Source organism: Acidovorax sp. KNOB132, assembly GCF_057541515.1.
Map to the genome: position 1 here is coordinate 26,893 of NZ_BAAJYT010000021.1, position 11,567 is coordinate 38,459.

Sequence of the window (11,567 nt, forward strand, 5' to 3'; positions counted from 1 at the left end):
CCCGCCCAGGCCCGTGGTTGCTGGCGGGCTGCTATGGATTCAGGAGTATGCTGTCACTCCCGGAACGGCAGGCAGGCCAGGAGCCCTGTGCCCCGCCCCCGGGTGAAGCATCCGATCCCTTTCATGAAGCACCTGTTGAATCTGCTGGCCGCCGTGGCACTGCTGGTCTGGGGCACCCACCTGGTGCGCACGGGCGTGCTGCGTGTGTTCGGCGCCAACCTGCGCACCATGCTCGCCCGCAGCATGGGCAACCGCTTCACGGCAGCACTGTCGGGCATCGGCGTGACGGCCCTGGTGCAGTCCAGCACGGCCACCTCGCTCATGACCTCGTCGTTCGTGGGCCAGGGGCTCATCACCCTGCCCGCCGCGCTGGCGGTGATGCGCGGGGCCGACGTGGGCACGGCCCTCATGTCGGTGCTGTTCTCCACCGACCTGTCGTGGCTGTCCCCCCTCTTCATCTTCGTGGGCGTGGTGTTGTTCATCACCCGCCAGTCCAGCTCGGCCGGGCGCGTGGGGCGCGTGCTCATCGGGCTGGGGCTGATGCTGCTGGCGCTCGAAATGGTCGTGCAGGCCAGCGGCCCCATGCTGGCCTCCCCCATCATCAAGGCCATGCTCGGCTCGCTCAACAGCGACATCGTGATGGAGATCGTCATGGGCGCGGTGCTGGCCGTGATCGCGTACTCCAGCCTGGCCATCGTGCTGCTCATCTCGGCCATGGCGGCCTCGCACGTGGTGCCGCTGGACGTGGCCCTGGGCCTGGTGCTGGGGGCCAACCTGGGCAGCGGCCTGCTGGCCGTGCTGACCACCGCCAAATCGGCCGTGGAGGTGCGGCAGGTGACCGTGGGCAACCTCGTCTTCAAGCTGATGGGCGTGGCGCTGGTGGCCCCGTTCGCGGGGCTGTGGCTACGCTATGTGCAGCCCCACATGCCAGGTACCGCGCAGGGCGTGGTGCTGTTCCATCTGGGCTTCAACGTGGTCATCAGCCTGGGGTTCATCGCGTTCACGCAATGGGTGGCCACCTGGGTGACACGTCTGCTGCCCAAGCCCGTGGGCGCGCAGAGCCTGCGGCCCCACCACCTGGACCCTTCGGCCCTGTCCACCCCGTCGCTCGCCATTTCCTGCGCCGCCCGCGAGGCGCTGCACCAGGCCGACGTGGTGGAGACCATGCTGCTGGGTGTGCTCGATGTGATCAAGAAAAATGATGTGCAACTGGCCGAACGCCTGCGCAAGATGGATGACGAGGTGGACGAGCTGTATTCGTCCATCAAGTACTACCTGACCAAGATTTCCCGCGAGGCGCTGGGCGAGGACGAGAGCCGGCGCTGGACCGACATCATCAGCTTCACCATCAACATGGAGCAGATCGGCGACATCATCGAACGCGTGTTGCTGGACATCGAAGACAAGAAGATCAAGAAGGGCCGCCAGTTCTCCGACGCCGGCATGGCCGAGATCACGGAGCTGCACGAGCGCCTGATCAACAACCTGCGCCTGGGAATGAGCGTGTTCCTCAACGGCACGGTGCGCGACGCGCAGAAGCTGCTCGAAGAAAAGGCGCGCTTTCGCGACCTGGAGCGCGCCTACGCCGCCACCCATCTGGTGCGCCTGGCGGACAAGACGGTGCAGAGCATGGAAACCAGCTCGCTGCACATCGACCTGATCAGCGAACTCAAGCGCATCAACTCGCACATCTGCTCGATCGCCTATCCCATCCTGGACTCGGCCGGTGCCCTGGCGCCCAACCGCCTGCGCTCGGCCACCGGCGCGGCGCAGGACGCCACGATCGGAAAATGACGGGCTCGCCACCCACGCACGTGCCCCTTCCGAGTGCCGCGCCATTGCTGCCGCCAGACCCCTTGCCGAAAGCCCCGCCTGTGACCTCCCCTGCCCTGCCCGACCGTGCCCTCGAACCCGACGTCGTCATCTATCACAACCCGGAATGCGGCACCTCGCGCAACGTGCTGGCGATGATCCGTGCGAGCGGCATCGAGCCGCATGTGGTCGAGTACCTGAAGACCCCGCCTTCGCGCGCCATGCTGGCATGGCTGGTCACGCGGGCAGGCGTGCCGGCGCGCGACATGCTGCGCGAGAAGCACCCGCTGCATGCCGAACTGGGCCTCGCCGATCCGGCCCTGGACGACACCCGGCTGCTCGATGCCATGGCAGCCCACCCCGCACTCATCAACCGACCCATCGTGGTATCGCCGCGGGGCGTGCGCCTGTGCCGGCCCGCCGAACGGGTGGCGGATCTTCTGCCCGCCCGCTAGCGAAGCGGTGGTCCCGGCGCCCGCCCGTGCGCCCATCGGATGGGGTCAGTCCATCTGCTCGACGATCAGGGTCGCGCCCGCCCCGCCGTCCAAGGTCACCGAGCCCAACATCCCATAGAACTGGGCCTGCAAGGTGGAGCCCGCGATCAGCGTCACGATGGTCTCGCCGAGATACCGGTTCGTCGACATGCTGGGCACCTCGGTCAAGGCCGGGTAAGAAGCGCCATTGATGAGCACCCGGGCGCTCGCCAGGGTGGCGGCAGTGGTGCGCATGGCGTATTTCACGCGGTAGCGGCCCGTGGTGGGCACCGTGAAGACGTCGCTAGAACCATTGGCGACAAAGCCACCGCCGAGGTTCTGCGCCTGCGGCATCGGCACATTGGTGCCCCCCAGCAGGACGGCGATGGTGGAGCCGGCCGTGTTGTGCGCGGCCATCGACACCGCGCTCACCGCCCCGCCAGTGCCCGCAGGGCCGGTGGCCCCGGTCGCACCCGCCGTGCCGGTGGCGCCCGCCGCGCCGGTCGGGCCCGTGGCCCCTATCACGCCCTGCAGGCCTTGCGGACCTGCCGGACCGGTGGCGCCGACCAATCCGATGGGCCCCGTCGCGCCGGTCGCACCCGATGACCCGGTTGCACCGGTCGCCCCCTGCGCGCCCGTGGCCCCCGTAGCACCTGTCGCCCCACCGGGCCCGGCCGGACCGGTCGCGCCGGTGGGCCCCGCCAAGGCCGAAGCAGCGGCCGGGGAACAACTCCCCAGGCGGCCCGAAGCGCCATCGAAACATGCCAGCTGGCCCTGTTGCGGCGAGGCAGGCAGTGCAGGCAACAGGACCGCGCCATCGGACTGCACCCGCAGGCGCTCATCGGCGCCGCCACTGCTGCGCACGCTGAAGCCGCCGCCAGGGGGCAGCGTGATGCGGACATCGGCGGCATGCGCTGCGGCGACATGCAGAGATGCCGTACAGGCGATCAACGCCGCGAGGACATGGCGGCCATGCCGCGGGCCAGAGGAAATCGTGTGCATGGCGCAACCCGTTCTGATTTTTTTGAGAAACGACTTCTTTGCCGGATGCCCCTTCCCGAATCGGGAGACAGGGCGGGAAACGACGCTCGGGTCGCGGCAAAGACTCGGGGCCGCTGTCCGGAAAACCGCCTGCGTCTTCCGCTTCGGGTGCATGGCTCGACGCCTGCAGCACCTCTCACCCCTCTTACGAAATTTAACAGGCGAATCCGCCCCATGCCAAGGCACCCGCATGGCTTTTTTTTGGATTTCCACGGGGCGCAGCGCCACGGCTGAGCGATGTGAGGGGGGCTTCAGCCCAGGTGTCACGCAACGTGACAAAGGACCCTGCGCACGGCCCCATGCTCCCTCGGCCTACAGGGCGGCGGGACCGCCCAAGGCACTCTGGGCTCTCTTATCTGCATCAGGAGATCTCATGGAAATTCACATCAACACGGGCAATGGCATGGAAAACCGCGAGAGCCTGGAACGCTGGGCCGACGCCGAAATCCGGAAGAATCTGTCACGGTTCACCGAGGGCGTGCGGCGCGTCGAAGTGCACCTGTCGGACGTCAACCATGACCGGGGTGGTGCGGACGACAAGCGCTGCGTGATCGAGGCTTTGGTGCCCCAGCATGCGCCCGTTGTCGCAACCCACAACGCGCCCACCGTGGATGAAGCCTTCCGAGGCGCCGAAGCCAAGTTGCAGCGCGCGCTGGACAGCGCCCTCGGCAAGCTCAAGGACCAGCGCGATCGCACGTCGATTCGCACGCAACCGGAATTGCTGCAGCCTTGATTGAGCACAGTCGGCGCCCGCCGACGACCGGGGGCCTGCCCTGCGAACGCCTGCCAAGGCCTGCCAGGGCCTGCCCGGCCTGTATTTTCCGTCCCAGGAGACACGATGAACACCCCCAAGCACCCCCACGGCGACGACGAGCCGGAAATCACCCAGGAAGACAGCGTGCCGGTGGACGACACAGACCCCGAGGGCGAGGCCATGATGAAAGAGGTCCGCAACGACCGCCTGAAGGTGCCGCCCGGCGAAGAAAAGGAATGAGGCCGGTGCCCGCCACCCGGGCCGCCCGCGCGGCGACGAGCGCCGCAGCGCGTTCAATTGCGGTAACGGTCCCGCCAACGGCGGTCCACACCGTCCATGAACGCGCACAAGTCCTGCACCTCTTGCGGCGGGCAACGGGCGGCATGCTGCAGCGCCTTGTCAAGGAAAGTGATGCGCTTGAGCTCGATCGATGCGCTTTGCATCAGCGGTCCGGAGTGCCGCGCATCGGCTTGCGGCCAGCGCGCGACCCGGTGGGCATCATGGCGCTGCAACAGCGTCTGCCCCTTGCGGTTCACGGGATCCGATGGGTTCATCGGGCTCCGGGCCAGATAGGCCAGCACCTCGTTGCGGGACTGGGCATGCTTCATGAACGGCAGACCGACCCAGTCCGCTGCGTCCAGGGCATAGTGCCCCAGCAGGCCCGTCCGCTGCCTCTGCGCAGGCGCGGCAGGGTGAGCCGGCGCAAGTTGCCGGTCTTGCGCAACGTCACTCGCACCGCGCTTGCCGGCGTCCCGCGGCAGCCGCGAGGAAGAATCGGCATCGGATTCTGAATCCGAAGATGCCACGTCGTCACCATCGCCTTCTCTGCCGAAGCTGTCGTCGTCGCTCGAGTATTCGGCCGGCTGCAGCAACTCGGCCTCGACCGGCACCGTGGCAAACGGCAGCGGTGCGCCGCGCAGGCGCTGGTCATGCAGGGCGTCGATGGAGGCATCTTTGTGGCACTTCAGGGCCATCGAAAGGGCAAAGATCCTGCAGGAACGCAGGCTCTTCTGCGCCGGCACGTCCGCAAGCAGCAAAGGCCAATCGTCCGGCAGGTGCAGATGGCTCGCCATCTGGGCGGCGGTGATGAGTGGCTCGGCGTTCCCCGCCAAGGACGGGCTCAAGTGCACGATGGATCCGCGGCGGCCGGGCTGCCCCGGCAACCCGTCAATCCGCACGTCCAGCGCAAGGTTGTGGGACGAGTTGTCCAGGACGACCCGCCAGCGCCCCGGAGTTGCGGCCTTCATGAATTGCGTCCACTCCGAGGAGCCAAAGCCTTCGTTGTCGGGCACCAGGCCCCGGTCGTCGGGCTCGTTGACGTGCGCATAGACCAGGCGCAGTTGCGGGTCCTCTGCATTGAGCGCGGCCACCATGGCCGGCATGGCCAGCTTGTCGAGCTTGCGGGTGGCATCGGGCTCCTCGTCCGGGCTGGTGCCCTCGTCGTGCAGGTCGGCAGCCACCGCGCGCAGTTCTCTCAACCAATCGACCACCTGGCGCCTCTGCACGGCAGCCGTGTCGCCTTCCGGCAGGGCGACACGGGGAGCCGGAGGAAGGGCTAGCCTCATGGGCAGACACAGGCCGCCTGGGGAGGCCGACGAGGTGGGCACGCTGGGGCGGTCGGGCACGGGCGCCAGCAGGCGGGCTTCGGGCTCGATGCCCATGCGCGACAGGGCGGACGCATTGTCAAGCAATGGCGCATCCGCATGGGCTCTCACCCATCGCCACAGCGCAGTGCGGGCGGGCGTCATCGGCAGCGCAAGCCCGGAACGCCGCGGCGGCAGAGGCGGACCGGCCTGCCCCGGCAGGGACGAGGGACCGGTCAGGCGCGGTCGTTGCGCGGGGCGTTGATCCGCGGAAGTCGTGGCTTCCTGCGCAGTGGCGGGACAGGGCCGGCGGGACGACGAAGGAACAGAAGGCACGGGGCTGGGCATGGGGTCGGGGGAGGAGGGACGCCCCCCGGCCATCGGCGAGCACAGGGCAAGATGGCACACCTCGGACGCCATCGCGCCCACCCGCGCGAACCGGCTGCGCGTTAAGCGAAGCGGGGGTGCGCCGTCTCTGCCAGCCACCCGGCCCCGCAACGCCCTCTATCAGCCCCTGCCCTCGCCCCTACGGAACCCGCGGCGTCTCGGCCGCGCGGGCCGCTGCCGCATGGCCGGCGATGCGATCCGCGGGGGCGAGCCCCTCGGGCCGGCGGGCATAACGCTGTGCGAGCACCGCGCACACCATGAGCTGCAGCTGGTGGAACACCATCAGCGGCAGCACGATGGCCCCCACCGCGTGCGAGGCAAACAGCACCTTGGCCATGGGCACGCCGCTCGCCAGGCTTTTCTTGGAGCCGCAGAACACCACAGTGATCTCGTCCTCTTTCGAAAACCCGAACCGTCGGCTGATCCACGTCGTGGCCGTCAGCGCGATGGCCAGAATCACCGCGCACACGACCAGCAGCCCGGCCAGCGCCGGCAGCGGAATCTGCCGCCACAGCCCCTCGATCACCGCCGCACTGAAAGCCGTGTAGACCACCAGCAGGATCGAGCCCTGGTCCACGAACTTGAGCACCGCGGCACGGCGCTGCACAAAGCCGCTGATCCACGGGCGCAGCAGATGGCCTGACAGGAAGGGAACGAACAATTGCAGCGTGATGCGCCCGATGCTGGCCAGCAGATCATGCGTGCCCCCACCCGCTGCGCCGGCGGCGCCATGCGCCATGGGAACGCCCGGCAGCAGCCAGCCCACCAGCAGCGGCGTGATCACGATGCCCAGCAGCGTCGAGCCCGAGGCAGCGCACACGGCGGCAGGCATGTTGCCGCGTGCCATGGCGGTGAAGGCGATGGCCGACTGCACGGTCGCCGGCAGCACGCACAGGAAGAGCACGCCCAGGTACAGCTCGGGCGTGACCAGCGGCTGCAGCACCGGCCGCAGCGCCCAGCCGATCAGCGGAAAGAGCACAAAGGTCGAGGCCACCACCACCAGGTGCAGGCGCCAGTGCGACAGGCCGGCCACGATGGCCTCCCGCGACAGCTTGGCGCCGTGCAGGAAGAACAGCAGCGCCACCGCGGCCAGCGTGGCCTGCTCGAAGCCCTGGGCCACCCGCCCCGAGGCGGGCAGCAGGCTGGCCAGCGCCACGGTGGCGAGCAGCGCGAGGGTGAAATTGTCAGGAAGGAAACGGGAGCGGGCCATGGAGCGCGGAACCTTTGCAATCGGATGGCCGCCATTAGGCCCGCCGCGCGATCCAAAGAGAAATGGATTTATCTGATGGTTTTATGATGGGAAATCATGAATGTCACGCTGCGCCAGCTCCATGTCTTTCGCGCCGTCGCCGCCACGCGCCATTTCAGCCGTGCGGGCGAACAGATCGGCCTGACGCAACCCGCGGTGAGCCGCTGCATCACCGAACTGGAGGCGCAACTGGGTCTGCAGCTGCTCAACCGCACCACGCGCGAGGTCGAGCTGACCGAGGCGGGCCGCAGCCTCGCCGCCCGCCTGGAGCGCGTGCTGGAAGACCTGGACGCGGTGCTGCTGGACGTTCGCGGCATGGCGTCCGAACGGCGGGGCCGGGTGCGCGTGGCCAGCAGCCCCACGCTTTCGGCCCACCTCATGCCTGACTGCATCGCCCGCTGCCAGCGCGAGATTCCGGGGCTGCAGATCGTGCTGCTGGACCGCATTCAGAACGACGTGCTGGCGAGCGTGCTGTCGGGCGAGGTGGATTTCGGCGTGGTGATCGACCCTGGCGAGCGCGAGGCGCTCACCTGCGAGGCCATCCTCACCGAGCCCTTTTGCGTGGCCTGCCCGCCTGGCCATCCTTTGGCGCGCCGGCGCAGCGTGCGCTGGACCGATCTGGCGGGCGAACCGCTGGTTTTGCTCGACCATGCCTCGGGCAGCCGCCGCCTCATCGACCAGGCGTTTTCCGCCCAGGGCGTGGCCGCCACCGTGGCGCAGGAGGTCGGCCATCCGACCACGATCTTTCGCATGCTGGCCGCGGGCCTGGGCATCACCGTGGTGCCCACGCTGGCCTTGCCGCCAGAGGGCCTGCCCGGGGTAGCCGTGCGCCCGCTGCGCCCGCGCGTGGACCGCGAAATCGTGCTCGTCCACCGCCGCAACCGGGCGCTGGCGCCGGTGGCCCAGGCCGCGTGGGACCTGGTACGGACGGTGGCTCAGGAGCGGCAGACAAGAAGTCCGCCCCGTGCAGAGCCAAGGCACTCGACCGAAGCGACGTCATAACTTGCATCGCCAAGCCTTCGAAACCCGCTCTCAGCGGCTTGCGCCAGCGCCCTAACGCTGAGGCGCCGGCCCAGCGTTGTAATCGCGGTTCTGGATCGGCCCGCTGCGTCCAAAAAACACGACCGCTCGGTGGCGCGGCAGCGTCGGCAGACGCACTGCTTTGGGCTTGCGCGCCAGGGTTCACCATGTGCTGATAAAACTCCTTCGCATCGGGCGTGTTGAACATCATGGTTTGCATGTCGGGCTCGAAAGACTCCTGACGCGTGAAGCTCGAGGACGGAGAAGGCACAGAGGCTGGCGGTTTTTCCGTTTTCGGTTTGGGCGTGTAGCTGCCTTGTGCATAGACACCACCCTGCGCGGCCGCTTGCGCCATCAACTGTTGGTACCGCTGCTCCTTGACGCTGAGTGGGCGGCCCGAAGACGAGTCCCCACCGATCTGCGTGCGGGGGCGAGCGCCCTGCTCAGACGCAGCGGCTCCCGATTGGGCACGAGAAGAAGGCATTCCGGGTGGAGCGTCATGCGAATGGCGCGATGTCCTTCCTGACGAACTCCCCGAGGATTTGCCTGAACCCTCTTTCGGATGGGCCTGCGTGTCGCTGGACTTGCTGCGACCTATGCCTAATTTATGGGTGATGCCGTTGAACATGGGAATCCTTGCGTGCAGTGTGGAACATGGCTCTACTTTAGGCATGCGCCAGATGGGCGCCGAAGCCATCCGAAGCAGTGCGTTGCAAAACGCAATCGACTGGCCTTGGCCTTCACTTCTGCGGCCAGCAAACCGCACCAGCACCAGCACCAGCGCCGCCTCCGCCGTGAACCGGCTGCGCACCAACCGTAGGCATGAAGAGCCTGAAAGGCCTCCGCCGCAATAAACACTAGGGCATATCGCTATAAAAACAATAGCATTAGAAAATTGATGCGCAGCAGGTGCCTCTTGGCAACCGAGTCTTCCACGTTGTCCAGCGCCAACGATTCGGTCAGTGCCAGCAGGTGGTGGCGGATGCCGGTCTGCTGGATCGCCTCGACCACGCCCGCCACGAGGCCGGGGGGCGAACCTGCCGCACGCTCCCGTTCGCCGAGACGTGCTTGTTACTAGCGGCATGATTCACTCAGCGATGCACGGGGCATCGCATCGGCAATCAGCGTCCTACGCCCGGCCGGGTGAACATGCGGCCGCCCATCGATCCAATCGCCGCCCGGTCTTCTTCGCTGACCTCCATGGCTTCTTCGTCTGCCAGACCGTGGTCGGAGATGGTGTCCGAATCGCTGTCCTGCTCCAGCGAAAAACCGAAACTTTCCAGCGTCAGGGGTTCGGATGTGCGGCGACTGCCCGCTTCGGACGATGCGGATGTCTCTGCCTCGTCTTCATCATCGGGCGGGAGCATGCCCTGGCTTTCCATGATCTTATTTCTGTGGATCTGCTGATTGATTTCCGAGAGACTGCCGTCCCGAAGCTCACCGGGCAGCGGTGCGGGCTTTCCTTTCGTGCCATCCGTTTTCTCAGCGATCCCTTCCCTCACCGCGTACTCGGCAAACTGGACCTTCCGGCGAGCGCCGCGACCGTAGCGGCCGGCTCGGCGCCACCTTGCGGCCGGACCGCTGCGTACGCCGCGTTGAAGCGCCGGCCTTGGAACTGGGTGCTGCGGCTGAGCTTCGGCCCCTCCCCTGCCGTCACGGACGGGCCGGTCGCGTCGGATGGCGCGCCGGCGCTGGCAGGCGAGGCAGGAACCGGGGCGGCAACGGATTCCGGGGGCGGCGGTGATGCAGGCCGTGTCCTTCGGGACGTCGCGGCCCGCCAGCCGGTCGCCGAAGGCGAAGTCGGACTGGAGGATTCCAAAGGGGCCTCGGGCTGCACGGGTTCTTTGCCCGGCCGGCGAATGGCTTCCTGTGGGCGCGAGGGCCCAGCCCCTTCGCTCGACGTCCCAGGCCGGGGCGCCGGACTTTCATCGCGCTGCCTGCGCAGGCGCTGCGATGGGTATGCGGGAGTGCTGGCGGTCGGCTGGTGAGCGCCTCCTTGCAGGTTTTGCCGCTGCCCCGCCCGCTGGCGGGCCGCGAGATTCTCAGCGGCAATGTGCAGCATTTCAAATCGATGGAAACTGACCCCCTGGTTGTTGATGGTGCTCATCTTTGCGCACACTGCCTCGTACTCCGCTTTGAGATGCGGGTCGGCCGCCGTGCGTCGGAAAACCTCTTCGGTCGAGCAGTTGCTCGCATTGGCGCGCGCCGTCAGGTTCTCCTTGACCGCTCTATCAAGGGCCGCGCGATCTGGAACGAATGTCTCGCTGCCAGTCGCCTGCGCGAACATTTGGCTCCCGATCTTGTTCCTCTCGGCTGAAATGACGCGGTGATCGTAGAGTTGGGAAGCCACGCTCCAATCCAGGCGTGCAGTCCTGTTGCGCTGTGCCTGAAGGTCAATCCGCGGCTGCCCCATTTGCCCGGCCACAGGCCCCGCCCCCGTCTGCCGCGATGGTGGCACTCCGTGGGGAGATGCGTGCCGATGGGGCGACGTGCGCGGCGGCGAAGCGGGGGGCGATGCCGGCCGCTCCAAAGACGAAGAGCCGCCGGTGAGTTTGCGCTTGATGTGACCGAGACCGAGCATGGTGATTTCCTTGGAAAACGGGGCTGGGCCCGTGTTTCCGATCTGACCAGCGGATGGCCCCAATCCCCCACCCCAGCCCGAAACGCCTTGCGGCGCACCGAAGCGAGACCTGCCAGGGCCCTCGCGCGCTACCAGCCGTAGAACCCCGCCAGCACCAGCGCCGCCTCCGGCGTGAACTCGCCGCGCGCCAGCCGTGCGTGCACTTCGGCGTTGGGCAGCAGTTCGAACCGTTCCACCTCGCCGTCCTGGTTCTCGGGCACCAGGCCCTCGGGCACGGTGGCGTGGAACCAGTCGATGCGCTCGACCATGTAGCCCACGCCTTCGCCGTCGCTGCTGGGCCGGGCGAAGTCCACGTGGCCGCCGTGCGCCACGGCGTGCAGCGCGCTCGTGCGCAGGCCCGCCTCTTCCCAGGTTTCCCGCTCCAGGGCCGTGTCCAGCGTGTCGGCGGCGCTGACCATGCCGCCCATGAGCGTGTCCCACTTTCCAGGGTGGGTGGGTTTGTCGAAGGCGCGTTGCTGCACCCACAGGCAGCCCCCCGGCGCGCTGCCCACTAGGTGCACGGCCTGGGTGGCGAGCCCCAAGGGGCGCACGGCGCCGCGCTCCACGGTGCCGATGCGCTCGCCGGCGGCGTTGCACACGGCGAGCTGCTCGTCGCGCCAGGCCCCCG

Annotated in this window: 12 protein-coding genes; 6 read left to right on the forward strand and 6 right to left on the reverse strand. The window is 67.8% G+C overall.

Translation table 11 applies throughout. The annotated features are described in order from the left end of the window. Positions 1 to 123 precede the first annotated feature (123 nt). Both AC27IO_RS05840 and arsC read left to right on the forward strand, forming a co-directional pair. Positions 124 to 1,794, forward strand: a complete 1,671-nt coding sequence (locus AC27IO_RS05840) for a Na/Pi cotransporter family protein (RefSeq protein WP_284395241.1) — start codon at positions 124 to 126, stop codon at positions 1,792 to 1,794. Positions 1,795 to 1,874: 80 nt separating this feature from the next. Continuing rightward, positions 1,875 to 2,267 carry an arsenate reductase (glutaredoxin) gene (arsC, locus tag AC27IO_RS05845; protein WP_349816844.1) on the forward strand — a complete coding sequence of 131 codons (393 nt, stop codon included), beginning with the start codon at positions 1,875 to 1,877 and terminating at the stop codon, positions 2,265 to 2,267. 45 nt (positions 2,268 to 2,312) lie between these two features. On the opposite strand, the gene AC27IO_RS05850 is transcribed toward arsC, so the two are convergent. Further along, positions 2,313 to 3,440, reverse strand: coding sequence for a BclA C-terminal domain-containing protein (locus AC27IO_RS05850; RefSeq protein WP_498737832.1), 1,128 nt, complete (start codon positions 3,438 to 3,440; stop codon positions 2,313 to 2,315). Positions 3,441 to 3,699: 259 nt separating this feature from the next. On the opposite strand from AC27IO_RS05850, the gene AC27IO_RS05855 reads away from it, so the two are divergent. Continuing rightward, positions 3,700 to 4,059 carry an HPF/RaiA family ribosome-associated protein gene (locus tag AC27IO_RS05855; RefSeq protein ID WP_498737834.1) on the forward strand — a complete coding sequence of 120 codons (360 nt, stop codon included), beginning with the start codon at positions 3,700 to 3,702 and terminating at the stop codon, positions 4,057 to 4,059. 105 nt (positions 4,060 to 4,164) lie between these two features. Next, the gene (locus AC27IO_RS05860; protein ID WP_284395247.1) at positions 4,165 to 4,320 is read left to right on the forward strand and encodes a hypothetical protein; all 156 of its coding nucleotides are present in this window, start codon (positions 4,165 to 4,167) and stop codon (positions 4,318 to 4,320) included. Positions 4,321 to 4,373: 53 nt separating this feature from the next. On the opposite strand, the gene AC27IO_RS05865 is transcribed toward AC27IO_RS05860, so the two are convergent. Both AC27IO_RS05865 and AC27IO_RS05870 read right to left on the reverse strand, forming a co-directional pair. Beyond that, a complete protein-coding gene (locus AC27IO_RS05865; protein ID WP_498737836.1) occupies positions 4,374 to 5,741 on the reverse strand; it encodes a YopJ family acetyltransferase in 1,368 nt (455 codons plus the stop codon). Positions 5,742 to 6,189: 448 nt separating this feature from the next. Beyond that, entirely contained in the window at positions 6,190 to 7,260 is a 1,071-nt protein-coding gene (locus AC27IO_RS05870; RefSeq protein ID WP_284407666.1) for a bile acid:sodium symporter family protein, read from the reverse strand. 96 nt (positions 7,261 to 7,356) lie between these two features. Between AC27IO_RS05870 and AC27IO_RS05875 the strand changes: the two genes are divergently transcribed. Next, positions 7,357 to 8,301 carry a LysR family transcriptional regulator gene (locus tag AC27IO_RS05875; protein WP_498737839.1) on the forward strand — a complete coding sequence of 315 codons (945 nt, stop codon included), beginning with the start codon at positions 7,357 to 7,359 and terminating at the stop codon, positions 8,299 to 8,301. 888 nt (positions 8,302 to 9,189) lie between these two features. On the opposite strand, the gene AC27IO_RS05880 is transcribed toward AC27IO_RS05875, so the two are convergent. Together AC27IO_RS05880 and AC27IO_RS05885 are read right to left on the reverse strand one after the other, a co-directional pair. Then, positions 9,190 to 9,339 (reverse strand): hypothetical protein, encoded by a 150-nt coding sequence (locus tag AC27IO_RS05880; protein ID WP_498737841.1) that lies wholly within the window; start codon positions 9,337 to 9,339, stop codon positions 9,190 to 9,192. Positions 9,340 to 9,440: 101 nt separating this feature from the next. Beyond that, positions 9,441 to 9,821: a hypothetical protein gene (locus tag AC27IO_RS05885; protein WP_498737843.1), complete on the reverse strand. Its 381-nt coding sequence runs from the start codon at positions 9,819 to 9,821 to the stop codon at positions 9,441 to 9,443. Between the two features lie 482 nt (positions 9,822 to 10,303). On the opposite strand from AC27IO_RS05885, the gene AC27IO_RS05890 reads away from it, so the two are divergent. After that, complete coding sequence (locus AC27IO_RS05890) at positions 10,304 to 10,636, forward strand: hypothetical protein (protein ID WP_498737845.1); 333 nt, start codon at positions 10,304 to 10,306, stop codon at positions 10,634 to 10,636. Between the two features lie 392 nt (positions 10,637 to 11,028). Here the strand turns inward: AC27IO_RS05890 and AC27IO_RS05895 are convergent. Further along, a partial coding sequence (locus AC27IO_RS05895) for an NUDIX hydrolase (RefSeq protein ID WP_498737847.1) occupies positions 11,029 to 11,567 on the reverse strand: 539 nt, incomplete at its 5' end.

What these genes read in the sequence shown, in the direction of transcription:
- AC27IO_RS05840 (WP_284395241.1), top strand. Translation starts at nt 124, where the DNA reads ATGAAGCACCTGTTGAATCTGCTGGCCGCCGTGGCACTGCTGGTCTGG.
- AC27IO_RS05850 (WP_498737832.1), bottom strand. Translation starts at nt 3,440, where the DNA reads ATGCACCCGAAGCGGAAGACGCAGGCGGTTTTCCGGACAGCGGCCCCG.
- AC27IO_RS05855 (WP_498737834.1), top strand. Translation starts at nt 3,700, where the DNA reads ATGGAAATTCACATCAACACGGGCAATGGCATGGAAAACCGCGAGAGC.
- AC27IO_RS05860 (WP_284395247.1), top strand. Translation starts at nt 4,165, where the DNA reads ATGAACACCCCCAAGCACCCCCACGGCGACGACGAGCCGGAAATCACC.
- AC27IO_RS05865 (WP_498737836.1), bottom strand. Translation starts at nt 5,741, where the DNA reads ATGGGCATCGAGCCCGAAGCCCGCCTGCTGGCGCCCGTGCCCGACCGC.
- AC27IO_RS05870 (WP_284407666.1), bottom strand. Translation starts at nt 7,260, where the DNA reads ATGGCCCGCTCCCGTTTCCTTCCTGACAATTTCACCCTCGCGCTGCTC.
- AC27IO_RS05875 (WP_498737839.1), top strand. Translation starts at nt 7,357, where the DNA reads ATGAATGTCACGCTGCGCCAGCTCCATGTCTTTCGCGCCGTCGCCGCC.